General features: G+C 41.7%; 29 protein-coding genes and 1 tRNA gene. 20 read left to right on the forward strand and 10 right to left on the reverse strand.

Annotated elements, in window-relative coordinates:
- Nucleotides 1-41: 41 nt before the first annotated feature.
- Entirely contained in the window at nucleotides 42-512 is a 471-nt protein-coding gene (locus J2755_RS02180; RefSeq protein ID WP_245312604.1) for a phosphate-starvation-inducible PsiE family protein, read from the reverse strand.
- 528 nt (nucleotides 513-1,040) lie between these two features.
- Nucleotides 1,041-1,496 (reverse strand): hypothetical protein, encoded by a 456-nt coding sequence (locus tag J2755_RS02185; protein WP_209679055.1) that lies wholly within the window; start codon nucleotides 1,494-1,496, stop codon nucleotides 1,041-1,043.
- Between the two features lie 621 nt (nucleotides 1,497-2,117).
- Here J2755_RS02185 and J2755_RS11405 point away from each other — a divergent pair.
- Together J2755_RS11405 and J2755_RS02190 are read left to right on the forward strand one after the other, a co-directional pair.
- Nucleotides 2,118-2,240 (forward strand): hypothetical protein, encoded by a 123-nt coding sequence (locus tag J2755_RS11405; protein WP_280954356.1) that lies wholly within the window; start codon nucleotides 2,118-2,120, stop codon nucleotides 2,238-2,240.
- A 180-nt stretch (nucleotides 2,241-2,420) separates the two neighbouring features.
- On the forward strand, nucleotides 2,421-2,909 hold the full coding sequence (locus tag J2755_RS02190) for an AraC family transcriptional regulator (protein WP_209679058.1): 489 nt from the start codon (nucleotides 2,421-2,423) through the stop codon (nucleotides 2,907-2,909).
- A gap of 206 nt (nucleotides 2,910-3,115) precedes the next feature.
- Here the strand turns inward: J2755_RS02190 and J2755_RS02195 are convergent, their stop codons facing one another.
- Nucleotides 3,116-3,676: a YfcE family phosphodiesterase gene (locus J2755_RS02195; protein ID WP_209679061.1), complete on the reverse strand. Its 561-nt coding sequence runs from the start codon at nucleotides 3,674-3,676 to the stop codon at nucleotides 3,116-3,118.
- 282 nt (nucleotides 3,677-3,958) lie between these two features.
- Here J2755_RS02195 and J2755_RS02200 point away from each other — a divergent pair, with 282 nt between their 5' ends.
- Genes J2755_RS02200 through J2755_RS02210 form a run of 3 tightly spaced genes read left to right on the forward strand, consistent with a single transcriptional unit; the run spans nucleotide 3,959 to nucleotide 6,390 of the window.
- The gene (locus J2755_RS02200) at nucleotides 3,959-4,438 is read left to right on the forward strand and encodes an ATP-dependent zinc protease family protein (RefSeq protein ID WP_209679064.1); all 480 of its coding nucleotides are present in this window, start codon (nucleotides 3,959-3,961) and stop codon (nucleotides 4,436-4,438) included.
- Nucleotides 4,435-5,340, forward strand: coding sequence for a 30S ribosomal protein S6--L-glutamate ligase (rimK, locus tag J2755_RS02205; RefSeq protein ID WP_209679067.1), 906 nt, complete (start codon nucleotides 4,435-4,437; stop codon nucleotides 5,338-5,340). The genes J2755_RS02200 and rimK overlap by 4 nt, the downstream gene beginning before the upstream one ends.
- A gap of 3 nt (nucleotides 5,341-5,343) precedes the next feature.
- A complete protein-coding gene (locus J2755_RS02210; protein WP_209679070.1) occupies nucleotides 5,344-6,390 on the forward strand; it encodes a succinylglutamate desuccinylase/aspartoacylase family protein in 1,047 nt (348 codons plus the stop codon).
- A gap of 153 nt (nucleotides 6,391-6,543) precedes the next feature.
- Here J2755_RS02210 and katG read toward each other — a convergent pair whose 3' ends face one another.
- From katG to J2755_RS02225, 3 genes are all read right to left on the reverse strand, one after another.
- Nucleotides 6,544-8,721: a catalase/peroxidase HPI gene (gene katG, locus J2755_RS02215; RefSeq protein ID WP_209679074.1), complete on the reverse strand. Its 2,178-nt coding sequence runs from the start codon at nucleotides 8,719-8,721 to the stop codon at nucleotides 6,544-6,546.
- Nucleotides 8,722-9,060: 339 nt separating this feature from the next.
- Nucleotides 9,061-9,705: a potassium channel family protein gene (locus tag J2755_RS02220; protein ID WP_209679077.1), complete on the reverse strand. Its 645-nt coding sequence runs from the start codon at nucleotides 9,703-9,705 to the stop codon at nucleotides 9,061-9,063.
- A 15-nt stretch (nucleotides 9,706-9,720) separates the two neighbouring features.
- Entirely contained in the window at nucleotides 9,721-11,082 is a 1,362-nt protein-coding gene (locus J2755_RS02225) for a TrkH family potassium uptake protein (protein WP_245312606.1), read from the reverse strand.
- 175 nt (nucleotides 11,083-11,257) lie between these two features.
- On the opposite strand from J2755_RS02225, the gene J2755_RS02230 reads away from it, so the two are divergent.
- Complete coding sequence (locus tag J2755_RS02230) at nucleotides 11,258-11,647, forward strand: CRISPR-associated protein Cas1 (protein ID WP_209679083.1); 390 nt, start codon at nucleotides 11,258-11,260, stop codon at nucleotides 11,645-11,647.
- Here J2755_RS02230 and J2755_RS02235 read toward each other — a convergent pair.
- On the reverse strand, nucleotides 11,644-12,924 hold the full coding sequence (locus tag J2755_RS02235; protein ID WP_209679085.1) for a hypothetical protein: 1,281 nt from the start codon (nucleotides 12,922-12,924) through the stop codon (nucleotides 11,644-11,646). The genes J2755_RS02230 and J2755_RS02235 overlap by 4 nt on opposite strands.
- Nucleotides 12,925-13,130: 206 nt before the next feature.
- Nucleotides 13,131-13,215: transfer RNA gene (locus J2755_RS02240), tRNA-Leu, on the reverse strand.
- Between the two features lie 104 nt (nucleotides 13,216-13,319).
- Between J2755_RS02240 and J2755_RS02245 the strand changes: the two genes are divergently transcribed.
- Nucleotides 13,320-14,069, forward strand: a complete 750-nt coding sequence (locus tag J2755_RS02245) for an MBL fold metallo-hydrolase (protein WP_209679088.1) — start codon at nucleotides 13,320-13,322, stop codon at nucleotides 14,067-14,069.
- 5 nt (nucleotides 14,070-14,074) lie between these two features.
- Here the strand turns inward: J2755_RS02245 and J2755_RS02250 are convergent, their stop codons facing one another.
- Both J2755_RS02250 and J2755_RS02255 read right to left on the reverse strand, forming a co-directional pair.
- Nucleotides 14,075-14,722 carry a metallophosphoesterase family protein gene (locus J2755_RS02250; RefSeq protein ID WP_209679093.1) on the reverse strand — a complete coding sequence of 216 codons (648 nt, stop codon included), beginning with the start codon at nucleotides 14,720-14,722 and terminating at the stop codon, nucleotides 14,075-14,077.
- Nucleotides 14,723-14,740: 18 nt separating this feature from the next.
- Nucleotides 14,741-15,520 carry a TIGR00266 family protein gene (locus J2755_RS02255; protein WP_209679096.1) on the reverse strand — a complete coding sequence of 260 codons (780 nt, stop codon included), beginning with the start codon at nucleotides 15,518-15,520 and terminating at the stop codon, nucleotides 14,741-14,743.
- Between the two features lie 209 nt (nucleotides 15,521-15,729).
- Here J2755_RS02255 and J2755_RS02260 point away from each other — a divergent pair, with 209 nt between their 5' ends.
- The 13 genes from J2755_RS02260 to J2755_RS02320 all read left to right on the forward strand — a co-directional run bounded on the left by J2755_RS02260 (nucleotide 15,730) and on the right by J2755_RS02320 (nucleotide 25,748).
- Nucleotides 15,730-16,179 (forward strand): DUF11 domain-containing protein, encoded by a 450-nt coding sequence (locus tag J2755_RS02260; RefSeq protein ID WP_209679099.1) that lies wholly within the window; start codon nucleotides 15,730-15,732, stop codon nucleotides 16,177-16,179.
- A gap of 93 nt (nucleotides 16,180-16,272) precedes the next feature.
- Nucleotides 16,273-16,326, forward strand: coding sequence for a hypothetical protein (locus J2755_RS11290; RefSeq protein ID WP_342591048.1), 54 nt, complete (start codon nucleotides 16,273-16,275; stop codon nucleotides 16,324-16,326).
- A 167-nt stretch (nucleotides 16,327-16,493) separates the two neighbouring features.
- On the forward strand, nucleotides 16,494-17,162 hold the full coding sequence (locus tag J2755_RS11295; RefSeq protein ID WP_245312607.1) for a PEF-CTERM sorting domain-containing protein: 669 nt from the start codon (nucleotides 16,494-16,496) through the stop codon (nucleotides 17,160-17,162).
- A gap of 180 nt (nucleotides 17,163-17,342) precedes the next feature.
- Nucleotides 17,343-17,966: a PEF-CTERM sorting domain-containing protein gene (locus J2755_RS11300; protein WP_245312609.1), complete on the forward strand. Its 624-nt coding sequence runs from the start codon at nucleotides 17,343-17,345 to the stop codon at nucleotides 17,964-17,966.
- A 146-nt stretch (nucleotides 17,967-18,112) separates the two neighbouring features.
- Nucleotides 18,113-18,718 carry a tRNA (pseudouridine(54)-N(1))-methyltransferase TrmY gene (gene trmY / locus J2755_RS02280; RefSeq protein ID WP_209679102.1) on the forward strand — a complete coding sequence of 202 codons (606 nt, stop codon included), beginning with the start codon at nucleotides 18,113-18,115 and terminating at the stop codon, nucleotides 18,716-18,718.
- Entirely contained in the window at nucleotides 18,715-20,016 is a 1,302-nt protein-coding gene (locus J2755_RS02285; protein WP_209679104.1) for a tRNA pseudouridine(54/55) synthase Pus10, read from the forward strand. The genes trmY and J2755_RS02285 overlap by 4 nt, the downstream gene beginning before the upstream one ends.
- A 52-nt stretch (nucleotides 20,017-20,068) precedes the next feature.
- Complete coding sequence (locus J2755_RS02290; RefSeq protein ID WP_209679107.1) at nucleotides 20,069-20,362, forward strand: 50S ribosomal protein L21e; 294 nt, start codon at nucleotides 20,069-20,071, stop codon at nucleotides 20,360-20,362.
- A gap of 140 nt (nucleotides 20,363-20,502) precedes the next feature.
- On the forward strand, nucleotides 20,503-20,856 hold the full coding sequence (locus J2755_RS02295) for an RNA polymerase Rpb4 family protein (protein ID WP_209679110.1): 354 nt from the start codon (nucleotides 20,503-20,505) through the stop codon (nucleotides 20,854-20,856).
- A gap of 48 nt (nucleotides 20,857-20,904) precedes the next feature.
- Entirely contained in the window at nucleotides 20,905-21,498 is a 594-nt protein-coding gene (locus J2755_RS02300; RefSeq protein WP_209679860.1) for a DUF655 domain-containing protein, read from the forward strand.
- Nucleotides 21,499-21,511: 13 nt separating this feature from the next.
- The gene (rsmA, locus tag J2755_RS02305; protein ID WP_209679113.1) at nucleotides 21,512-22,324 is read left to right on the forward strand and encodes a 16S rRNA (adenine(1518)-N(6)/adenine(1519)-N(6))-dimethyltransferase RsmA; all 813 of its coding nucleotides are present in this window, start codon (nucleotides 21,512-21,514) and stop codon (nucleotides 22,322-22,324) included.
- Nucleotides 22,324-22,920: a HemK2/MTQ2 family protein methyltransferase gene (locus J2755_RS02310; protein ID WP_209679115.1), complete on the forward strand. Its 597-nt coding sequence runs from the start codon at nucleotides 22,324-22,326 to the stop codon at nucleotides 22,918-22,920. The genes rsmA and J2755_RS02310 overlap by 1 nt, the downstream gene beginning before the upstream one ends.
- A gap of 93 nt (nucleotides 22,921-23,013) precedes the next feature.
- On the forward strand, nucleotides 23,014-24,945 hold the full coding sequence (locus J2755_RS02315; protein WP_209679117.1) for a hydantoinase/oxoprolinase family protein: 1,932 nt from the start codon (nucleotides 23,014-23,016) through the stop codon (nucleotides 24,943-24,945).
- Between the two features lie 14 nt (nucleotides 24,946-24,959).
- Nucleotides 24,960-25,748 (forward strand): DUF1638 domain-containing protein, encoded by a 789-nt coding sequence (locus J2755_RS02320; RefSeq protein ID WP_209679119.1) that lies wholly within the window; start codon nucleotides 24,960-24,962, stop codon nucleotides 25,746-25,748.
- Nucleotides 25,749-25,807: the final 59 nt, after the last annotated feature.

The raw sequence follows: 25,807 nt of genomic DNA on the forward strand, positions 1-25,807 counted from the left end.
AAACTATCTTCAAGAAACTTTGCCGATAAGCAGGTCCAATCTTAATGTGTTTTTGGTGAAACAGGATTATGGATTTCTTCTGGTGAATACTTGATAGCAAGGACTCGCACAATTACGATAACAAGCAGTAGTGCCGAAAGAGAAAGGATAAATGCCGGCTCAAGCTTACTTCCATACATTCCAACTGCAACTTCACGCATCACTATGAGGATTGTAGCATCAGCAACATATGTGAGTTTAATGCGATCATGTTCGTGATAATCAACAAAAATGTTAAAAAGATCTATTAATATGAAGATGGTAAGCACGTTGGATACCATTTGGTTAAAACCAACCTCAAGTGATGTGAATACTGCAAATTTAAGATCCAGAATCGTTTTTGCCATTCCTACTATCAGGGTTAGGAGAAGAACATAAAGAACGATAGTTGTTATAAAGTCAATTGTTTTCCTGAACAGTTTTGTGTTATCCAGTTTAATCTTTTTTGGAAATAACTTATTAATTCCTGACATTTTTATTTAATATCTGGATGCACCTAATATATAGTTAATTAAAATATTCTATATATGGCCTCTGCAAATATATATTATACTTGCAGGATGGTTAATCCTGATTATTCTAATTCAGATCTTTTCGAAAAAGCTTCTCTGGAAATCTTACTGGCAAATAAAAAAAGTAAAGATTAAAAGAGCGCTGCTATTGTCTGTTCATGCAAAAAAGAATGGAAATCCGATTGCTTATCGGATTACATTATGCTTACAATCGTTAATTCAGCCCAAAGAGTGAATACAATAATTGCAAACCCCAGCAACCCTTCTGTTAGATTTCCCCGAATCATGTTTTCATTTATTGTCATGTCCTACACCTGTAAAATTATTCTCTGGTTAAGAATTGCTATGTGTTAGAATATATCTATAATGTACATAAAATTGGCCAGCTATGTACATGATGGCGCGCTGCATATTCTTTTTTAACCCCGAAATCCGGTATTGCTGTCATACGTATACAGGTAAATGAAAAGAGCATTTGTCTTTAGATTCCTATATGAAATAGGGAAAAACTTTTGTGAAAACAATTCCCCTGTGGTTTTCTGTTTCATATGTCTTCAGCTGTAAAACAATAACAGGGATGTTGCTGGTAAAAAGATGCAGCAACCTTAAAGTAGTGTAATTGATAGCTTTTGCTGCAATAACAATACAATGATTGGAGCCAGAATGATTGTTTTCTTCCAGATTCCAGTATTCAATTGCTTTTGTGATATAGGCAAAATCTACTTCTCCACTATGGATCTCGACTTCATACATCTTACTTGAATCCAGATCATAAAACAAAGCAGCCAGACTACTGGAATCCCTGTAAAACTCTTTTATACATTTTATTGAGAGATTCCCAAGTCTTAGAAGAGCTGGCCTCATTAATATTTGTTCCAGTGCCCAATCTGCATCAAATTCGGAATCGTCATCTAAAGAGAATGAATTGTAAACTCCCTGTTTCAATAAAACACCCCGAAGAATATTTTATCAATGTACACAAAATATCGTTTTAAGATATTTGTGAACCTTCTCCCATTACCCCATAATACATGGATTTGATTTTATATAAAAAATGGTAATTTTAATTTTCCAGAGGTTATTCAAAAATGAGTATTCTCATCTTTGTCTTGTACCATTAAAAAAGATAAGGGTAAAAAAATTTAAAATGGAGGGATGGAAGCAGGCCATTTCTGCATTACCCATTACGTAATTATCACGTGTTCTCCTGTGCGCCCACTTCCCCAATACACCCCACCTAATAATTAATTGGTTTTTCAATGTTATATATCATTACGAACTTTAGATACTGTTTTTAAATTCTAATCTTTTGTTGAATGCGTTTCTCAAAAATTTCTGCGGAATAGGACAATGCACTGTGTTCCTAATTTTTGCTAATAAAATAGCTTATGCTGACGGGTCACAGTTCAATGTCATTAAATGCGATTTCTTGTATCGTTAGAGTAAAGTAAAAACACTTCCTCTTAATTATTAATATTAGTAAATTGAGAATGGTTATGACTCATTTCAGAACTGGAAAATCCGCATTGTGATTTTCTGAACCTGATACAAATGGGGGGAATTATTGTGGATTTGGACAAAAAGGTTGAAGATCTTGAAGATGAATTGTCAGATCTGAAATATATGCTTGAGTTACTCAAAAAGGATGTGGATGAGCTAAATAAGCTGCGCAACAAGCCTAATGAATAAAAAATCTATTTCCAGAATATCCTTCACTGTGATGATAGTGTTTGGATGTTGTTTTAATTACCTTTTTTTGCTTGATTCTTTTTTTAAATCAGTATCATCGATTACTTTCACTTAACTTAGTATTAATTCTTATAGTAAGAATTGCAGAAAGTATTGTGCAATTAAAAGAGGTTTTTGGGTATGGAAATCATAAACGAGCCAGAGATAACAGAATTGGAAGAGAGAACTGTAGCATATGTTTCCTTCGTTGGCAATTACGTGGGAAATGCTGAGGTTTTTGCAGATTTGTTTGGTAAACTGGATAACTGGGCAGGCCCTAAGCAATTATTCGGACCAAACACTCTTTTTATGTCTGCTTATTACGATGATCCGGGAGTCAGCCCTCCGGAAGAACTCAAGCTGGATGCCTGCATGACCATCGCCGATGATGTTGAAGTTGAGGGTGAAATCAAGAAGCAAAAACTACCCGGTGGAAAATACGTCGTGATGCGTGCGGAACTGACAGGCGCCGAAGAATATGGTCCTGCATGGGAGACGATCGTTGAGTGGCTTATACAGAACAACCTTGAGATCGATATGTTCCGGGCAAGCTATGAGATCTATTTGAATGATCCGGAAATACATCCGGAAAAGCATCATATCCTTGACATTTGTATGCCTGTTAAATGAAGCAGAATAATACTGATAGTAAAGGCAAGAAGTGTTTCAGGAGAAACACTCGCCTTTGCGTATTTTATTAAAGTTAGGCTCATTCAGAAAACAGTTGGCTGGCTGTGACATGCTTTTCCCTGAAAGGAAACTCTTTATCGGATGTTTCAACTTCTTCTTCAGGCCGAATTGAAATATCCATTATTTGCCTCCTCTTCTGGCAACATTTAGCTAAAATCTAAAAATTCAGTTAAAAAGCAGTTTTTTTCGTATTTAAAATAATCGCAGACGTCCCCGTTACATCGGATTACGCTCCCCTTCACCTTGCCTTCCGATATCTCAAGCTCGATGGCACTGGGTTCAGCGATTCCAGGGACAATTGCACTTCCCGGGGAAAGCAAAAGCACTTCAAAATCCTCGATTATGGGATGGTGAAAATGCCCGAAAACCAGTACATCAACGCCCATTTCTTTTGCAAGATAACGCAGGCCGTCCGGGTTATCAGATGTCAGTTGTCCCTTGTGAATTACCCCGATCTTAATGCCTTCGACCTCGATGACTCTTCTTTCAGGAAGGAGTTCCATTATTTCAGGCACGTCGGTATCCCCTCGAACCGCTACAAGATTGCCAAGCTTCGCCAACTCATTATAGCATTCCATTGTTTCAAAATCCCCTGCATGGATAATCATGTCACTGTTTTTGATAATTGTAACCAGATCATCCGGAAGCAAATCAATGAGCGATTTTCCGGGTTTGATATGAGTATCTGATAAAATGATTATTTTCATGTGTCCCCATCCTTTATCTTATTAAAAGGTTGTATTGAAAGCATATACTGCTTTCTCCGATTTCATCACAGTGATGGGAGATTGGAAAATTTTCAGCATTTGCAGTCTCATCCGTCAGTATTTCCTTTTTATTACTGATTCTCCTGACAGATACAATTTGGCAGGTAATAACCAGATATAGTAGAAGCCTCTAAACAAAACTAATAAATGGCTGTTGACAAAGTATAAAATTGAATTTAAATAAAAATATTCAAAGGAACCGGGATCAGCGAGATGGCTTGAATGAAACAAAAAGAAAAAATAATGCTTGGTTGGAGGGAGTGGGTGTCGCTTCCTGATTTGGGCTTGCCTGCCATTAAAGCAAAAGTTGATACAGGTGCCAAGACATCTTCAATACATGCATTTGATGTAGAACATTACAGTGAGAATGGCGTTGAAATGGTTCGCTTTTTAATTCATCCCATACAGGATAACCAGGATTTTTATATTGAATGTGTATCTCCAATAAGCGATTATCGTCAAGTCAGTGATTCGGGGGGGCATAAGGAGATGCGCTATGTTATTGAAACATGTGTCACTATTGCATCTCACAGTTTTCCAATTGAATTAACACTTACAGATCGTGATACAATGCGATATCGAATGTTATTGGGGCGTAGCGCACTTAAAAATTGGGCACATGTTGACCCAAGTGTCTCATTTCTGTGTGGAAAGCTTGAAGCCGAATCTTTATATGGGTTAGAATCTGAGGTTGGAAAATGAAAATTGCCTTGCTATCAAGAAACAAGAATCTTTATTCGTCCCGTCGCTTGATTGAAGCAGCAGACGAAAGAGGACATGAAGTTGTAGTAATAGACGTATTGCGTACTTACATGAACATCGCTTCTCACAAACCTTCTATCCACTACAAAGGCAAGGAACTTGATGATTTTGACGCCGTGATACCCAGAATCGGTGCTTCAGTAACATTCTATGGTGCTGCCGTTTTGCGCCAATTTGAAATGATGGGTGTCTTTCCTTTGAATGAATCCGTTGCAATTACCCGTTCCAGAGATAAACTTCGTTCTCTGCAGCTACTTTCCCGCAAAGGCATAGGCCTGCCTGTAACTGTTTATGCAAGCAAACCAGATGACATAAAAGATATGATAAAAATGGTCGGTGGTGCTCCGCTTGTTATCAAAATCCTTGAAGGAACACAAGGCATTGGGGTAGTATTGGCTGAAACACAAAAGGCTGCAGAAAGCGTCATTGAAGGTTTCATGGGTGTAAAGGCAAACATTCTGGTGCAGGAGTATATAAAAGAGGCCAATGGAGCTGACATTCGCTGTTTTGTAATCGGGGGCAAAGTGGTGGCAGCTATGAAAAGACAGGCCTCGAGTGGTGAATTCAGGTCAAATATACATCGGGGCGGTTCTGCCGAATTTATTCGGATTACTCCTGAAGAACGCTCTACAGCAGTTCGTGCTGCAAAAATTATGGGGCTTAATGTCGCCGGTGTTGACCTCTTGCGTTCCAACCATGGACCTGTAGTAATGGAAGTCAATTCCAGTCCTGGTTTGGAAGGAATAGAAAAAGTTACGGGAAAGGACATTGCGGGTATGATTATTGAATACATTGAAAAGAATAATAAATTCGGCAAAACTCGTACAAGAGGAAAAGGCTAATTGATGCAACAACCAATTACAATAGCCGGTATAACGATTCAGCCCGGAACGCGGAAATCTATTGAATTGCCCATTCCCAGTTTTTATACTCATACGTCAGCATCAATGCCGGTTCATGTGGTACATGGGCGTAAACCGGGGCCATGCTTACTAATATGTGCTGCCCTGCATGGTGATGAAATAAATGGTGTGGAAATTATTCGCCGTGTTTTAGCGCACAAAACCATTGATAAGATAAAAGGCACTCTCATAGCGATTCCAATTGTAAATGTCTTCGGGTTCGTCTCCCAGTCTCGCTATTTACCGGACAGAAGAGACTTGAACCGTTCTTTCCCAGGTTCAAAAAAAGGATCGATGGCTTCCCGTCTGGCAAATATTCTAATGGTCGAAATAATTGACAAATGTACGCATATAATTGATCTTCACACCGGGGCAGTCGCCCGTGATAATCTTCCACAAATACGCGCATGTCTGATAGATGATAAAGAAACCGAAGCCTTTGCCCGTTCCTTTGGTGTGCCAGTAATAATTAACACTGAACTGCGTGATGGTTCGCTGCGCGAAGCGGCTCGTGAACACGGCATATCAGCTTTATTATATGAGGCCGGTGAAGCACTTCGTTTTGATGAGGTAGCTATTCGGGCCGGTGTAAGGGGTATACTGGGAGCAATGTCCCATTTGGGCATGAGGCCAAAAGCTACTAAGAAAAAAGATAAAAAATCTGTTATTTCCCAATCTACTCACTGGATTCGGGCGCCAGAAAGTGGAATCCTACGCTCCATTATCCCTTTGGGTGCTCCGGTCAAAAAGGACGATATATTAGCTTACATAAACGATCCATTAGGTGAGATTGAAACAAAAGTCACGAGTCCTGATTTTGGAATTGTCATCGGGAAAACAAATTTGCCGCTTGTTCATGAAGGCGAGGGCATCTTCCATATTGCAAAATATCCAGAAGCAGAAGAAGTTTCCAATTATATAGAAAATTATCGCGATGACCTGAATCCCACCAATGATGAAGTAGAGACAACTGAAGTTCCTGTAGTATAATTTTCCACCTGACATAAACCTCCGGCTATTTTGTCTATAATCGGTTTATGTATTGAAGAGCAGAGCAGTTTGTCTGGGTTGGATATGTTTCTAATTGCCTCCGTGAGCTTTCAAACTACTCTTTGAAAGCTCCCGAAGATGTTGATGCTGTTATCAGGCAAGATCGAAGCGGTCAAGGTTCATTACCTTATCCCATGCCGCTACAAAATCCTTCACGAATTTCTCCTGTGAGTCCTCACATCCGTAGACTTCCGCAAGTGCCCGAAGCTGCGAGTTTGACCCGAAGACAAGATCGACGCGAGTGCCTGTCCAGTTGAGTTCCCCTGTTGTGCGATCATGACCCTCGAACACATCGTCCGAGATTGCTTTCCATTCCGTGCTCATGTCGAGCAGATTCATGAAAAAGTCATTTGTGAGCGTCTCCGGACGCTTGGTGAAAACTCCATGCTGAGATTGTCCAAAGTTGGTATTCAAAACACGCATACCGCCTATGAGGACTGTCATCTCAGGAGCTGTCAGTGTTAGCAGTTGTGCTCTATCCACCAGCAGTTCCTCTGGCAATACAGCGTATTTGGCTTTTTGGTAGTTGCGGAACCCGTCAGCTTTTGGTTCGAGTACGCTGAATGAAACAACGTCGGTTTGCTCATCTGAAGCATCCGTGCGTCCCGGCGTGAAGGGAACTGTTACATCATGACCGGCATTTTTTGCCGCTTGCTCGATACCTGCGCATCCGCCCAGAACTATCAAATCGGCAAGTGAAACTTTCTTCCCGCCTGACTGGGTGTTGTTGAACTCCTTTTGGATTCCTTCAAGGGTCGTAAGTACAGTCGCAAGTTGTTCGGGCTGGTTGATTTCCCAATCTTTTTGCGGAGAGAGGCGAATGCGGGCACCGTTAGCTCCACCGCGTTTGTCGGAGCCGCGGAACGTGGAAGCCGATGCCCAGGCGGTCGAGACAAGTTGAGAGACCGATAGTCCCGAGGCAAGGATCTGACTCTTGAGGTCTGCGATATCCTGTGTGTCTATAAGCTCATGATCCACTTCAGGTACCGGATCCTGCCATATAAGAGCCTCTTCCGGGACCTCCGGGCCGAGATAGCGTGAGCGGGGACCCATGTCACGGTGAGTAAGCTTGAACCAGGCGCGTGCAAAGGCATCCTTGAATTCTTCCGGATTTTGCAGGTAGCGTCTTGCGATGGGTTCGTAGATTGGATCAAATTTCAATGAGAGATCCGCAGTGGTCATCATTGGTCGATGTTTTTTCGATGGGTCGTGGGCATCAACTATCATATCGTTTTCGTCTACATCTTTGGCCAGCCATTGATTGGCACCTGCCGGACTTTTGACCAGTTCAAAATCATATTTAAGTAATATCCTCAGATAACCCAGGTCAAATTTGGTAGGGTTCGGTTTCCAGGCGCCCTCGATGCCGCTACTGATAGTATCTCCAGCTTTACCGATTCCGAAACTGCTCTTCCAGCCCAGACCTTGCTCTTCAATAGGTGCTGCTTCGGGTTCAGGTCCCACATGAGATGCCGGGCCCGCACCATGACATTTCCCAAATGTGTGTCCACCGGCAACCAGTGCCACAGTTTCTTCATCGTTCATGGCCATGCGCGCGAAGGTCTCACGAACGTCGCGGGCGGAGGCGACCGGATCCGGGTTACCGTTCGGCCCTTCCGGATTCACATAAATTAGGCCCATTTGCACAGCGGCAAGAGGATTCTCAAGATCGCGTTCTCCTGAGTAGCGCTCGTCGCCTAGCCACTCGCTCTCAGCTCCCCAGTAAATATCCTCTTCGGGCTCCCAGATATCTTCGCGCCCACCACCGAAGCCAAAGGTTTCGAATCCCATGGACTCAAGTGCACAGTTGCCGGCTAGAATCATCAGGTCGGCCCAGGAAATTTTCCTGCCGTATTTTTGCTTGATAGGCCAGAGTAAACGACGTGCTTTGTCAAGGTTCACATTGTCCGGCCAGCTGTTGACAGGAGCAAAGCGCTGGTTGCCAGCCCCCCCGCCTCCACGGCCATCGCCCATGCGGTAAGTACCTGCGCTGTGCCACGCCATCCGGATGAAAAGCCCTCCGTAGTGACCGTAATCGGCAGGCCACCAGTCCTGTGAATCGGTCATCAGTGCATAGAGGTCTTTTTTCAGACCCTCCAGATCAAGTTTCTTGAATTCTTCAGCGTAGTTGAAATCTTCCCCCATCGGATTGGATTTGGAAGAATGCTGGTGCAGAATGCTAAGATTTAACTGATTTGGCCACCAGTCCCGGTTTGACATGCCGCCCCGGGCATTGGATCCCATTACTATATCCTTGCTACCTTCGTCCATGATGTTTTCTCCTTTTGTTGTTTGAATTTACATACCGTGCTGCTATGAATATCAGATTTTGCTCTCCATTTTGTTAGTCGGACACATTTAGAAAAACCAATCTCAAAGTGCTAGCAAAGCTCAATTTTTAATTATGCCACCCCAAATTAACTAAAGCTTTATTTTTTTCTCTATAAATAGACTCTCATACAGTTCTAAATTTGTAGTTTTTAGGTGTATTTTTGAGAGACCACAGTTTCTAAAAACGAATTTCCCGGATAAAGAGTACCCTGATTACCGGACAATTTTTGTGATTTTAACCAGTGTGATTAGAAGTCTCCCCGATCCTTGAGTCCTTCTTCACTTCAACTGTTCATGTAAGTCGTTTACATATTCCATTCTTGTAACAATAATCAACTCATCATCCTTTTCCAGAGTTGGGTTTTCACCAGCCAGAATAAAATCCTTTTTCCTATAAAGACCAATAACCGAGCTCTTTTTTGGAAGGGATACTTCGGAAGTCTTTAGCCCTGTTGCTTTTTCACCAATTATAACGCTTATAAATCTAACATCAGATCGCACGAGGTTGCTCAATTCCACTGTGTTTACGCCTCGCAGCAAATCGGATACAATCATCGAAGAAATATTAGAAGGATTGATGATGTGATTAAATCCGAGCTTTTTTGCAACTTCCATAAACTGCTTCTCGTCGGTCTTTACAATAATTTTATCGACATTTTCTTCCTTTGCAATGAGCCCTATCATTATGTTGTTTTGATCACTGCTTGTGCATGCAACAATCGCATCTGCTTTATCGATTTCCGCCTTTTCCAGGATATCAGGCCTTGTTCCTTCGGCCTGTATGACAGTGCAATCCAGGGATTCTGCAAGCTCCTTTGCAATAGCTGGATTCTTCTCTATAAGCACAACTTCATTTCCCTGATCGATCATATTTTTTGTCAGATGTTTTCCAAGGCTGCCTGCACCAACTATAATCACTCTCATAATTTTCACCAGAAATTAAATTTTTATCCAGGTTCTCGGCATAGCTAATATTAACAGGGGAATGATTTCTATTCTCCCAAGCAGCATATCCGTGCAAAGAATCACCTTAAGGATTGCGGGCATAGATGCATCCGTCACACCTGCAGACAGTCCTACAGTTCCCAGTGCGCTTGAAACCTCAAATATCGCATCTCCGGCACCCACTCCGTTAAGCATGAATATGTATGCAGATATTATTAATACAATTGCATAGAGCAGCACGAATACCGTTAGCTGCTTTAGCTCTTCATTCTCTACAACATGATCCTTTACCATAAGTGGAGTAATGGTTTCCTTGGGAAGGAAATATCTTGCAATCACTATTTTGATGAGTTTAACAAGGACAATCAGACGGAATATCTTTACTCCTCCGGCAGTGGATCCGATGCCTCCTCCTATACACATAAGGCCGCTCATTAAACCCTTTGAAGCATCAGAAAGTACGGAGAGATCAGTAGTCGAAAAACCTGCTGTAGTGAGTGCCGAAACTACCTGGAAGAGTATATCAGAAAGGTGCATGTTTGTTTCCGGCTCTCTTGAAATACTATATGCAAGGGCTACCGTACCAACAGCGATTACCAGTAAAAAATATCGCACTTCAAGGTTTTCTATCAGCACTTTCGGATTTTTAATCATTTTTGGGTATATTGCAAAACTAATCGCACCCATTATGCAGGAAATTGTGATCATGAGAGGTATCAAAGGCCCCTGGAATGCGGCTATGCTTTCCGGATGGGTGGAGAATCCTCCTGTAGATACGCTGCTGAAAGCATGGCAGACAGCATCAAAAAAGGTCATTCCTCCCAGCAGGAGGATAATGATGGCAATTAAAGTGATTCCTACGTAAATTCTTCCAAGCAGCCGGGTAGTTGATATTACGTTTGGAAGAATCTTTTCTCCTCCGTATACCTTGTATATTTTTGCTGCATTGATACCCGGAGTGATGAGAATCGATAGCATTATCAGGAGGATCCCTATTCCACCAACCCATTGTGACCATGAGCGGGAGAAAAGAAATACGGGTCCCAGATCCGCTGGCGCGACACTAAGTCCTGTTGTTGTAATTGCTGAAACGCTTTCGAAAAACGCGTCTATAAACGGCATGCCGGTTGAAAGAGCCATTGGTACGGCACTTATCAGGGATGAGAGCGGGAACACAATGGCTACGAGTATTATCGCTTCTTTTGTCTCAAGTTCATAATGTGGTAGAAGTTTATAGATGGTAAATCCCGCTATAAAGGCCGCAATAGCTGTCACACCATAGAATATTGCAGTTGCGTATTCTGAAAAAATGATTGCAACAACAACCGGTACCAGTTGAACAAAAGCAATTATCATTAGCAGATATCCAATATATTTCAACACAGCACGGGGATTGATGGGTGATAAAAGCTCATACATCCTTTTCTGATAATAGCTATTAATTTAAGTTCTTTCGTATTCACCGTGTCAGGGCTATTGATATTGCTTTAAGTGCAGGGAGCTTGAGTTTTCTGTGATTGGGTGAAGCAGAATGTTATTTAAGGAATGGTTTTTCAGCTTGAGATTGAAGCCTATGGGAGCCAGAAAGGTTACTGCTGAGTTCAATTCTATGTTAAATAGTAAAACCAAGTACAGAAATAAGAATACTGCTTGGAGTTCTGTTTTATTATTGAAGAGTAGGGAATTAGCTCATCATCTTGTTGGTAAGAGAAAGACACTTGATTTTGTGAAACCTGCTCACCAAATTGAGAGAAATAATTCTGATGATATGAGGCAGAAGATAATGGATATTTCCTATTCGGAGTGGATGAAAATGGGATTCTCGAAAGGTACTTTGCATTATATGAAGCAGAATGCTAAATCAGGTAAAACGTTTAGTCTTAATTCTCATGTAAAGGAAAGATTGAAAGGGATTTGTTAAGGGGTTTCTGTAGTTGTATTTACCAATTTAAGCATAATTGTTCCAGAAGAGTTCTTTTCGAGACGCACATATGTTAAAAACAAATCTTCATCTCTAATCGAGTATCCTTGAATACCACCACGATGATTGGAGAAATGTTGTGTTTTAACAAAATCCTTTTCTTCAAGTGAATAACCATTGGGTATTGGAATAGTTAATACTTCAATCTCAATGTTATGTGGAAGATAATTGTTAAGTGAAATATTCGTAAACATTGAATCATTTGTGAACATTGGTTCATCAAATGTTACCATTTTAGGAAAAGACACTTCTGTATAATTGTAGAGCGTTACTGTAACATTTACAACCTTAGATGTATCATTAACAAGAAAAGTATTCTGTTCTTCCACTATTACGTATTTCAAGTTGCTCTCACTATCAAAATCACTTTTAAGAGGTAGGTCTGGATGCACTTTTGCCCATGAAACAGCTATGGGCATTTTTATGGAATAGTCTCTAAATATAACTTCTTTAGCTGGTGAAACTTCATACCTTCGTATGTCTATTTCTTCTATAGATATTAAGTCAATTTTTTCTTCGTTTTCCGTAACTTCATAGCTAAACAAAAACACACCTGTTGAAATTGGTAGTATGATTAATACCACTCCTAACAAAACTAAATGTGGGTTTTTCAGTTTAAGGTTCGAAAAAAACAAGCCAATTTCTTCAATAATAACCTTCATTGATGCTTTGTGAATCGCCAAATAGACGAAGAAAAATATGCATAAAAAGAAGATGCTCATAACAATGTTATTGATTACATTAAACATGTAAGCTCTAAAGGAGCTGAAGTATATTGCGACAGCTAATTCAACTACAAATAGGATTAAGAAACAAATTGATAAAAAATATGCAATAAAAATTGATTTGACTACTTTGATATTTTCATATAATGGCTTCGCGGATGCAAAAGCACCAATAAAAAGCCCAATCAATATCCAATAATATATTTGCTTGTATGTATTGACTATTTCATCTGATTCAATTTTTCCAAAATCATAGCCAGTAATAAAATATTCCATTGCAAAAATAATTCTGGCTAAAGGGACCACTAGACCCATAAAAACAATAAAACCACAAACAATTGAAAATGACAATTTATCAAAGTCTGAAAAAGTCTTCCATAACTCACTATTGTAAAAATACATGAAAAATATCAAAAAGCCAGTGATTATCATTATACTTAATAATCGGGGGTCGACTGCCCCAAAAACAATATTTCCAAAATAATCCTCCATTGCTTAGGAATAACTCTACATAGTTAAAAAATCTGTTGGAGTTAGGCTCAATTAATTGTATTGTATGCTATTCCAGAAAGCGTAGTGTTTTTTCTAGTTACCTATAACCCCGATCTAATATGCGAGGGGTATAATTCGAACCTCTGAAAACACAAAATTTTATAAGAGTAGCATTTTTACAAGATGCCTATAACCCATAAAACAAGTGCGAGGGGAGGGATTCGAACCCTCGAAAACCTTCGTTACCGGATCTTAAGTCCGGCGCCTTTGACCTGGCTGGGCAACCCTCGCAAGTAGCAAAAATAAATTAAGCCGAGGTCGTTTTGAACGGATTTAAATAGCCCGTTTCGGAGTAGATAATTAAAGTTAAGTTACTTAAGCCTTATTATAAAACTATGAAATTACATTTCCTTGGTACTGGTGTGGGTATTCCGCAGGCTGGGAGAGTGCAATCCGGCCTACTGGTTGAACCGGATTATAGTCGTCATTTTCTTTTTGATTGCGGAGCCGGGGTTCTCCAGCGACTTTTCGAAAGCGGGCACAGTCCACTTGACATAGATGCGATTGTGATTTCACACCTGCATCTGGACCACGTTGCTGATGTCCTCCCGCTGCTCAAGAGTCGCTGGCTTTGTGGAAAAACCACCTGCCGAATAATCGGTCCTGAAGGTACCCAGGAATGGTTTGACAAAATGTTTGATGTTTACCCCTACCTTCAGGGACATTTTGATCTGGCAATAACCGAAATTAATCCGGACATTGAACTTGATCTTGGCTGGAACTGCAAACTCAGCTGCGCTCCCGGAATACACAGTATCCCATCCCTTGGCTACCGGCTTGAAGGAGAAGGGAATAGCCTTGTCTACTCTGCCGATACCGAACCCTGTGAATCAATCATGGAGCTTACAAGGGAAGCGGATGTACTGGTTCATGAGTGTTCATTCCCTCTTAATTTTGAAGTTACAAACCACACAACACCAGACATGCTGGCCCCATTCCTGAAAAATATTGATGTTGAAAAGCTCTACCTGACGCACCTGTATCCGCACATGCAGGGTCATGAAGAAGAAGCTCTGGAATTTCTTAGAAAAGAGTTCACAGGAGAAGTGGAAATAGCAACCGATCTCCTTGAAATTGAGATCTGAAGGTATCAGACCTGAATCATTTTGACATCAACTTTATGGCTGTCAGCATCCAGTTCAATCAGCGCAGCCGAACCCTGGGAGGCCATTCCCGTGTTAACTATTGTGGTTCCCTGCTCTTCCATTATGCCACCATCCTCGTGAATATGGCCGCTAACGATAAGGTCAACCCTGCCAAGCAACTTGGCTGTTGATTTGCATCCCACATTTCCGGACTCAACCCTGTCCAGTGTACAAAATGGAGGTGAATGACTCAAAAGTACTATGTAACCACCATTTGCTTTCGCATCCGAAACAAGCTTTTCAAGAGAGGAGGCGATTTCGCTTTCCTCAATTTCAAAAGGCGTATTAAAAGGAGTGGGATTGGAACCACCCATTCCGATAAAAGTAACATCCCGGAAAACCTGCATCCTTTTATGCAAGTTTGTAGCATTTGATTTTTCAATTGTTTCTACAATAGTGCGAAGATCACAATTCCCCGGAACTGCGAAGACCGGAACTTCAAACATGTCCAGAAGTTCCACTGCCTTTTCATCAGGGCCAAAATTGGTGATATCCCCTGCAACAAGGACAAGGTCTATGTCACCTGCTTTTTCAAGGATATCCGGTATCCGATTGAATTTTCCATGGGTATCGGATATCGCAAGAATACGCATTATTGTAAACTCCTGTCTTCAGAAGCTGCGGTCGCCGCCAAGGATTCCTCCGAGAGCACTCTCGCCGATTCCTGAAATACCTCCGCGTTCACCACGGTTCTGGGCACCGGCACTGGTGGCAGCTACAATCCTGTCAGCAAGTCTTGAGAATGGAAGGCTCTGGAGGTACACGGTTCCGGGTCCGGATACGGTTGCAAGTACAACACCTTCTCCTCCGAAGAGCGCGTTCTTGAATCCGCCGACAAACTGGATATCATATCTCACAGATTCCGAGAAAGCAACAAGACAACCGGTATCCACCCTCAGGGTCTCGCCTGCTGTGAGTTCTTTCTTGATGATTGTACCACCTGCATGAACAAATGCCAGACCGTCTCCCTGAAGCCTCTGGAGGATAAATCCTTCTCCTCCGAACAATCCTGCGCCGATACGCTTGGAGAAGGCAACTTCGACTTCAATTCCTTTGGCAGCACACAGGAATGAATCCTTTTGACACAGGAAACTTCCACCCTGCTGGGATAAATCAATTGGGATTATTTTTCCCGGGTAAGGTGCACCGAATGCTACATGCTCTTTTCCGCTTCCTTCGTTTGTGAAGGAGGTTATAAAAAAGCTCTCGCCGGTGACCATTCTTTTCAGACCTTTAAACAGCCCGCCACCTGTTGAAGTCTGCATTTTGATGTCGGGGGACATGAACATCATTGCTCCTGCTTCTGCTCTTACACTCTCCCCTGGATCAAGCTCGATTTCCACAAGCTGCATATCGTTCCCAATAACCTCGTAATCGATTTCATCTGCCATTTTCCAAATCCTCCGAAATAAATTCTATCAGAAAAATGAGCTTATAGGCTTATATAATTAATGAAGTGGAAAATGCTGCTTTTCAGCATTTTATTGTTTCAATGGTGGTCGCAGCCCTGATCCGTTTTTATTTTAGATTTATAGGAGACAGATCCATAAATCACAAAGTATATTACCATGAAAATCTAATGAGTATTTGGTGGTATGAAATGAAAGTAAATTCTTTTTCACTATTACTTATCAGTGTCCTTATCTTTGGATTATTGGGCGCTGGCAGTGCTCTTGCAACCTATGATGGATACTATGTCAATTATTGCCAGTATGCAGAATTGGACAAGACAGATCACTCCAGAACAGTTTGTCTTGGTGCCGAGTTTACCTATGATATAAGTATTGACTTTAATGAGTCAGCCGCAGAAGCCAATGTCACAGTTCTCAGGGTGACGGATATTCTGCCCCCGGGAGTTGACTTTGTGAGCGCTACAGATGGAGGCGTATACGATGCTTCCAGACACAAGGTTTATTGGAGGTTTGAAGATCCTGATCTTCCAAAAACTCTGGGTGTCACAGTCCGTGAATCTTCCGGAGAAATTGGAACATGGCACAAAAATACTGCAATAGCTAGATTTGTAATTCTTCCGGACGGCCCCTCAGATTAGGTAGACACAGTCAGGATAGGGAAGCAGACCTGCGACTGGACAAAAGTTGTCGAATGTGAAGAAATTCCTGAATTCCCAACTGTAGCACTTCCAATAGCAAGCATCATTGGAATCGCATTCATACTACAGAGAAGGAATGAAGAGTGAGATTCGTTTCTCACTTATTTCTTATTTTTGATTTTGACATTAGCCATACTTTCCATCAGAATGGATTCACCTTTCATTGTATTTTTTTTAAGTTTACTTCAAAAAGAGAAAGTAATATATTATATTAATCTCAAATGTGTTGCATTACAATCAGGTGGTGGAATTTCATGAGACTCAAGTTAGCTTTAATTTTATCAATAGTGTTAATCTTCGGAGTAGTTACCTCCGGTTTGGCTCTTGCTGACGTCGAACCGACTTCTCCGGCAGAGGCATTTGTTACATTTGAAAAGACTGATGATCAGGACACGGTTTGTGCTGGTGGGAATTTTGCTTATAATTTAACCTTCGCTTTAGATCCATCTTTTGATGAGGTTTACCTGTTCCCATACCTGGATCCGTCCTACCAACAGGTTGTTCTCATCAACGTTACTGATTTCCTTCCTGATGGAGTCAATTTTGTCAGTGCCTCTGATGGCGGGGATTACAATGCAACCGCTCATTCTGTTTTCTGGTCATTTGAATATCTTCCGGAGGAAACCGGAGGGGAAGAAAAGACCTTAACTATCGATGTCACTGAAACCTCGGGCACACCCGGAATTCTCTTAGTTAACGAGGCAGAGTTGGATCTGGGAGTTTTCGCCGAAGATACTCCGGGAATTACTTCAGCTCCAAATGGTTTGGTTGAAGAATACAGACAAGTTGCTTTCCTCTTGGCTGCTGATGAAACAAGAGTTGCAGATTGTGGGGGGGAAATCCCGGAATTTCCAACAGTTGCGCTTCCAATTGCCGCAATTCTCGGACTTGCTTTTATCTTCCAGAGAAGGAAGAATGAGTGAGGGTTGGTTCCCTTACTCCGTTTTCTCGTTTTACATTAAAACTCAGTTCTTCGTAAGAAATATAGTTTCTAACTTTAAGTCTCATAATCATTATGAGACTGTCTATTTTTATTGAGAAAGTAGAAACTTATATAAACAATTAAAATCTACCGCTTAATAATATAATGATGGTGGTATAATATGAAGCTGAAATATTTGACAGGAACTCTAGTCGCCATGCTCCTAATTGGGCTTATTGGTGCCGGAACAGCAATTGCTCCCGCAGTCGATTACTATGATTTTCAAAAGACAGACGGGTTGGAAGAGATTTGTGCAGGTGAAACATTCACATATGACATTACCTACAATATCACTGATCCCTCAGTTTTAAGACCTCTTTCACTGACTACAGCTGCTCCAACAATGCAGTACATGGGGTATATTTTTATAGATGACATTCTACCTTCGAATGTATCTTTTGTAAGTGCTACAGATGATGGAGTTTACAATGCGAGTACTCATTCTGTAGAGTGGGATCTTGAGTACCCTGAATCAACCAAGACTCTTACCGTTACGGTCACTGAATCATCTGCTTCTACAGGTTATGTTTTATTTAATGCAGCTTATGCAGAATTTGAACCTGAAGTTCGCACGATTGCTACAATTGACACCGTTTCATCTGAACCGCAATACAGGAAAGCAGGTGATAAGACCTTGGTAATAGATTGCCAGAAGGAGGAAATTCCGGAATTTCCAACTGTAGCACTTCCAATTGCCGCAATTCTCGGACTTGCTTTTATCTTCCAGAGAAGGAAGAATGAGTGAGGGTTGATCCCTTACTCCGTTTTCTCTTTTTAAAACTATTCTTTTTTTGACTCGTTTTCAAATTCAGGCGTAAGAACCTATATCTTTATATACATTGCAACGTGGAATACTGCTCGAACCTAATTGCATTTATTCCGGAGTTTACTATGAAACACTTTTTGATAATCGGTCACAAAGCCGTTACAAGCGGGGATTATTCCCTTAATGACATGCCCGGTTCAGCCGGAAGGATGGACATCCTTTGCAGGTGTGTCAGTTCTGCTTTTTTCTTATCTCATGATCTTCGCAGGGATGTCCAAATTCATTTGCTCCTGCTCGGAGAGCCACATCCGGGAAGGTATGTTAGATTTGAAGGGGAACATGTTCGCTACCTGAGTCCGGATGAAAGAAGCGCAGGTGCACTAATCAAAAAAGCATTACAAAAAGATGTTTCCAGTTTTGAAAGCCGTTCAACTCCTGGCGTGAATACCCGTACTGCCACTCTTAAGGAATTGCTTGATGAATTTTTGGAAAAGGGTTGTGAACTTGTGTATCTCAGGGAAGATGGTGATGATCTCAGAAGCACCGCAGATTTTGCGGAAGATACTGTTTTTATACTAGGTGATCATGTTGGGGTCACTGAAGAAGAAGAGAAACTAATACTGGATGCAGGAGCAAGACTTCTTTCCATAGGTCCCCTGTCACTGCATGCAAATCACTGTATTACAATAATTCACAACGAACTTGATCGCCGGGGAGGAGAGAAACAATGAGTATCCTTGAAATTGCAAAGAAGATTTTGCCGGAAGGCCCCATCTGTGATCACTGCATGGGAAGGCAGTTTGCAAACCTTTCCACAGGTCTTACAAATGATGAGAGGGGAAGAGCGGTCAAGCTTGCACTTGCAATGGAAGCTGATAAACTGAACAAGGATGAAGACGATAAATCCCTTCTGGAACAACTTTCTCCTTCAAGCCGCAATGCCAGACTTAGCCTTAAGGATTCAGGAAAAAAAGATGAACAATGCTGGGTTTGCCTTGGTATTTTTGACAGGGTTGAAGAGTGGGCAGACAGAGCCCTAAAGGCTGTTGAAGAAATTGAATACTCAACTTTTGTCGTTGGTACAAAGGTAAGTGGTCTTCTTTCTGAAAATGAGGAAATCCTCTGGGCTGAATCCGGTACAACCTATGGTGAACCTATAAAGAGCGAAATTAACCGGGAAGTCGGGAAACTGATAGCTGCAAAGAGCGGCAAAGAAGTGGATATCAAGAATCCTGATGTTGTTATAACTCTCGATATTGCAAAGGAAGTTGTTTACACTCAGATTCGTTCCATTTATATTGCAGGCCGATACAGGAAATTCATTCGCGGAATTCCGCAGACGCGCTGGCCATGTCGTAGCTGCCGTGGCAGGGGTTGTGAGAAATGCAACCAGACGGGACAGCAATATCCTGAATCAGTTGACGAACTGATTCGCGGACCTGTTATCAAAGCTACAAATGGTGAAGACACACGCTTCCATGGATCAGGCAGGGAGGATATTGATGCCCTTATGCTTGGAACAGGCCGGCCGTTTGTTGTGGAAGCTTTATCTCCCAAAATCCGTACTATCGATGTAGCTGCTATTCAGGACGAGATTAACCGTGAATCTGCAGGAAAAGTTGAGGTTGAAGGGCTCAAACTGGTCTCAAAAGATCTGATTCACGCATTAAAGAGCTCAAAGGCGGATAAAGTTTATAAGCTTAAAGTTACATTCAGTGACCCGGTTCCAGAGAACACTCTCCGATCAGCCGTTGAAAAACTCACAGGCTCACGGATTGAACAGCGAACCCCAAATCGCGTATCCCATCGTCGTGCGGATCTCGTAAGGGAACGAAATGTGCATTCCATGGAATTACTTGAGTACCATGATGAATACTCAATATTCAAAGTGGATTGCCAGGGTGGTTTGTATGTCAAGGAACTTGTTTCCGGGGATGAAAACCGAACATCTCCAAGTCTGACTGGTCTTATTGGTGTTCAGGCTCTTGTAGAAGAACTGGATGTCATTGACGTAAAAATAGATCTCTGAACCAAAATAAAAGCAAAATCACGTTTATCATCATATTGTGGAGGAAAATAGAATGCCTACATCCCATGGTCCAAAATGTTGTACCAGATACAAATTGAAGAAGACAGTAAGAGAAAGAGGACTCTCACCAATAAGCAGGGCTATTCAGGACTTTGCTGAAGGCCAGATGGTCCACATTGACATTGATCCAAGCGTACAGAAAGGAATGCCAAACCCCAAATTCCAGGGTAAGACCGGGAAAGTAGTTTCACAGCGCGGTCGTGCATACATCCTCCATGTACGTGAAGGCAATGCAACAAAAGAGGTTATTTCCCTTCCGGAACACCTCAAGCCACAGAAGTACTGACACTCCTATAGGAGCTTAAACAAAATTACTGGAAAGTTCGATAGATATATCTATCCGAACCTTCTCATAATAGATCAGCTTTCCGGATTTTGAATATCCGGATAACTGAACTTATACAATTACAGGGATGCGTGTACCCGATGATAGTAAAGGAAGTTCTTGAGGAAGAATTGCTCACATTACCGGAAGCCCGTGAGATCCTGGATGGGATCCTTCAGGAACGTACCGAACGTGATGAAGAGCTTGGTTACGAGTTCAGGAAAGCTGTAAACCATGCTGATCTTTTTTCCAAGACAACGGCTGCAAAAGCCAGGACGCTTGTTAACAAGCTTCTTGAAATGGAAAAAATGAAACCTGAAATCGCAATTCACATTGCTGATTTGATGCCTCTTTCAAGGGATGAAGTGAGATCTATTTATGCAAAAGAGCGCTTCACTCTCTCTGATGAGGAACTCGATACTATTCTCGAGTTGGTAATGGAAAATATGGAATAAATTTATATTCCATATGTTACCTTTTTTTGATATAACTTGGAGGATATGATGCACGCCAAGGGGAAAAAACCAGAGCGAGAAGAGTACGCATGGGTACTTGACTACTTACCTTACGGGAATCCGAATGACAGCAGGCCAACTTACCAGAAAAAGCCTCTTGTTCAGGGTGTCGGCGACAATCAGTTTGTGCTGATGGAATTGGTACCTAAGGAAGGCGTAGCTCCTGAAATCCAGTCAAGGGTTTACATTGGTGAAGGTGATCGTGAAGAGATCGATCATGTTAAACACCGCATTCATTATAATGACCTGAGCAGTGGCTCACAATTGGAGATTCCCTTTGTTCTTGAACAATCGGTAAAGCATCATGAAGAAAGATTTGTTAAATTCTTCAATGAAGCCCATCCCATCACAACCCGCCTCCATATGCTGGAATTGCTTCCGGGTATCGGTAAAAAGCTCATGTGGGCTATAATCGATGAGCGCAAAAAAGGGGAATTCAAGAGTTTTGCAGATCTTCATGAGCGCGTAGGTGCAATGCACACCCCTGAAAAGGTTGTTGTGAATCGTATTCTTGAAGAATTAAAGGATGACAACATCAAATATCGCCTTTTTACCCGTCCAATGCATCGCAGGCAAGACTGAAAGGGTGGGCTAATTGGTCCGGGATCTTCTTGTAAGATATGGGGTAACAGGCGGATCCCATGATCAACATTTTCTCATTGATGAGGACATTCTAGATCTGATAGCTGATGCTGCAAACCTTTCTAAAAACGATCACGTTCTTGAAATAGGTGGTGGAATTGGAAATCTTACACAACGCCTTCTTAAAAAGGCGGGAAAAGTCACTGTAATTGAATATGATCCATATCTTGTCGACGTTCTCAACGATCGATTTGGTGACATGGATAATTTTGAAGTTATTCACGGTGATGCAGTAAAAGTTGATTTGCCTTCCTTTAACAAGGTTGTTGCAAATCTACCATACTCTATTTCTTCTCCAATCACTTTTCGCCTTTTAAAACACGGTTTTGATCTGGCTGTTTTAATGTACCAGTATGAGTTTGCAAAACGCATGATATCGCCATCAGGCTCTAAGGAGTACGGAAGGCTTTCAGTTGGCATCCAGCACTACGCAGATGCGGATATCATTATCAAGATATCTCCCTCGGCTTTCAGTCCCCGGCCGGAAGTATGGTCAGCTGTAATTCGCCTTGAGCCACACAAATCTCCTTTCCCTGTCAAAGATGAGGAATTTTTCCTCAAACTTGTGGAGGCTGCCTTCTCACAGAGAAGAAAGAAGCTCAAGAATGCCATTTCCAGATCCATTCCCTCCGAAGAGAAGCAGTCCATCCTTAACCAGCTTCCTGAATCCCTGATGAGCAAAAGAGCTGAAGAGCTTTCCCCGGAAGATTTTGCATCCCTTGCAAACACAATTCTGGAATTAAAGGAAAAGGCAGGAGGAATCTAATGGCTTATGTGGTTTATAAGGGAGCCACGGTTTATTTTTCTGAAAATGTATATGAGCCAGCTGAAGATTCCTTTCTCCTTGCAGATGCCTGCATTGACTACATAAGAGACAACAGTCGTGTTCTGGAAATCGGGACAGGAAGTGGCTTTGTATCAGCCGTTATTCGTGCAAACAAGAAAAATGTAGATCTCATTGCTTCAGATTTAAATCCACATGCCCTCAATTGTGCAAAGAACAATAATGTTGAGGTCATACGCTCTGATTTATTTGGAGGCTTCAAGCCTGCACACCAATTTGATACAATTGTTTTTAATCCTCCATACCTGCCCACCGGGGACGATGAGCGCCTTCAAGGATGGATCAATTTTGCATTTGACGGAGGGGAAGATGGCAGGGATACCATCCGGCGATTCCTGTCAGAAGTAAACCAATACCTGAAACCCAATGGCAATATGCTGCTTTTGGTCTCATCTCTTACAAATCCCAAAGAAGTCATTCGTTTGATGAACAATGAGGATTTCAATGTCAGCACAATTTGCGAAGATAGTTGCTTTTTTGAGAAATTAATGGTACTGCATGGAAAGCTGGATAGCTAACCGTTTTACACCATTCTTATATATGGCGATAAACATATTTTTAATACACATTTCGTCCTGACTTTATTTTTTGCTTATCCGGAGTTGGAAAAAATGCAATATAGTATGGGAATTGATGCTGGTGGGACTTATACTGATTCGGTCATTGTCCGGGATTCGGATGGAAAAATTGTGGATTCAAGCAAGGCACGGACAACTTATCCTGATCTGCTTGAAGGTATACGCAATTCAATTGACGGACTTGATAAGTCTTACCTTGAAAACATAAAACTTGTTTCTGTTTCAACCACTCTTTCTACAAACACTATTCTTGAGCACACTGGTTACCCTGTGGCTTTGATTTTGATTGGTGACTTATCAATTCCCGAAGGTCAGTCAATTGAGAATTATATCGCCGTTTCCGGTGGGCATGGAGCCTATGGAGAGGAAGCTGCAAGACTTGATATTGATTCAGTAAGGGAATTTGTCCTTAAAATGAAAGACAGGGTTTCAGCCTTTGCCGTATCTTCTTATTTCAGTATTCGTAACCCAGGCCATGAACTGGAAGTAAAGGCACTTATTCGTGAATTAACAGGCCTGCCAGTTGTTTGCGGGCATGAACTTTCCCAGGATTTGGGGGCTTTTTCCCGTGGAATAACCGCATATCTCAACGCACAGTTAATTCCGATTACTGATCATTTCATCGATGCGATTATGCATGAGATGGATCGAAGAAAAATTCATGGTCGCCTTCTGATGTTAAAATGTGACGGCTCAGTTGTGGGAATTGATGAGGCAAAAGAGAAGCCAATTGAATCAATTTTCTCAGGACCGGCTGCAAGTCTTGTAGGAGCATCATATCTTTCCGATGTCCAGACATGTGTTGCAATCGATGTAGGTGGTACAAGTACTGATGTTGCAATGGTAAATTCGGGTTTGCCGGAAATTACTGATGAAGGAGCTATTGTAGGCGGATGGCAAACAAAGGTAAAGGCTATTCGCATGGAAACCTCGGCTATGGGTGGTGACAGTCACATTTGGGTGCAAAATCAGAAAATCAATATTGGCCCACGTCGTGTTATTCCTATATGTGTGGCAGCAACCAAATGGCCCGGTATAAAGGATAAACTGAAAGTTGCCCGTATCCCTTCAAAAATGCAATTGTGCGAAAACATCCAGCCAACCAAGTTTTTTATTCGTACCGGGAAAGAATCCGGGGAACTAAGTCCTACTGAACAGGATCTTCTGGATCGCATTGGAGATGAACCAGTTTCAGTTAATGAAATCTATTCGGATCATCTTCCTTCCCCCGTATTCCTTGATCTATTGATCAAAAAACGCCTTATTCAGGCAATCGGTTTTACACCTACTGATGCACTTCATGTTCTTGGGGATTATACCGAATGGGACGTTGAAGCTTCCCGACTCGCAGCCGGTCCCCTTGGAAGAATGACGTATAAAGAAAGGACTGAGTTCTGTAAGGAAGCTAAGACCATATTCGCAAAGAATATGGCTCTCTATATCATGGCCTACCTTTTGCGTGGCATAGATAAGGAAGAAATAGAAAAAATACTGGAAAACAGGGATGATTTCTATTCAGCCTTTAAATTGAGTGTTCCTGTTGTTCTTCTTGGTGGGCCTGTGCAGGCTTATGTTGAGGAAATCAACAAATTCTTTGATGCCGATGTGATCCTTCCGGAACACGCTGAAGTCGGGAACGCTGTTGGAGCACTTGTAGGAAAAGGAATCAAGAGGATTGAAATTCTGATACGTAACGTTTACAAAGGACGAAAATCCGGTATTATGATGTTTTCCCCGCATGGTCGGGAGGCTATCAAATATGCCACTTATCCGGATGCTCTTGAAGCCGCCAATACTCTCGGAAGGGAAATGATTATGGAATATATGAAAAGTTCCGGTCTGGACGGCGGAGATGTGCGCATCGAGGTCACACAGAATGACATTAAGCTTCAGGATGGCGGCGGTATTCCTATTGAAACCAAACTTACATTTGTCGGTGTAGGAATGCCACGGCTGGACAACTAAGAAAAGAGGTTTTCATGCCAACACTTGCTTTACTTGCCTGCAGGATGTTTGAAGACGAGATTGTGCATCTTCTTGAAGAGGATTCGGACTATCGTCTCATTGTTGTAGACAATGACAACACGGGGGGATTCGAAAGAAAAGTAGCTGAGCAGGGGATAGATTATGAGCTTGTCCCATTTGACCAAATCGAGGCATCCATTGGACAATCAGAGCAATTTACTATTATGGTAAATCTCCTGGAATTTGCACTTGATGCAAAACCGGAGAGGCTTCGGGATAAAGTGTACCAGACAGTGGAAGAAATGGTTGAATTATGTGATGGTATTCTCGTTCTTTATGGCTTATGTGGGAATGTGCTGGGTTCAATTGAATCTGACTTTGAACATATGGATATCCCGGTTCGCATTCTCAAGGATTCCCTTGGAAACATAGTCGATGACTGCATTTGTGCTTCATTTGGTAGCAGGGACGAATACCTGAATGCGCTTGAAGGTGAAGAAAGAGGTGTAGGAACTTATTTCCTGACCCCGATGCAGGCGATTAACTGGAAGGAAATGGTTGTTCTTGCGGGGCTTACTCCAGATCCGGATAATATTGAAATGACAAAAATGGTTTTCGATTATTCCGGCTACAAAAATGTTGGTAAGGTAAATACAGGGCTTAATTACGAAAAGGAATTTGATAAAACAGTTGATGAATTTGCCTCCCTTTTTGATTTCAATACCAGGCATTTTGAAGGTTCAACCCGGGTAGTGGATAACAGCTATCGGGCTATAAAAGAGGAAATTCTGAAGAAGAAATAACAGGTCTTGCAAATTCACATATGGTTTTGAACGAATAGATATTTGGTTGTATAATTTGA

Origin of the sequence: Methanohalophilus levihalophilus (assembly GCF_017874375.1) — an archaeon.
Classification (GTDB): Archaea; Halobacteriota; Methanosarcinia; order Methanosarcinales; family Methanosarcinaceae; genus Methanohalophilus; species Methanohalophilus levihalophilus.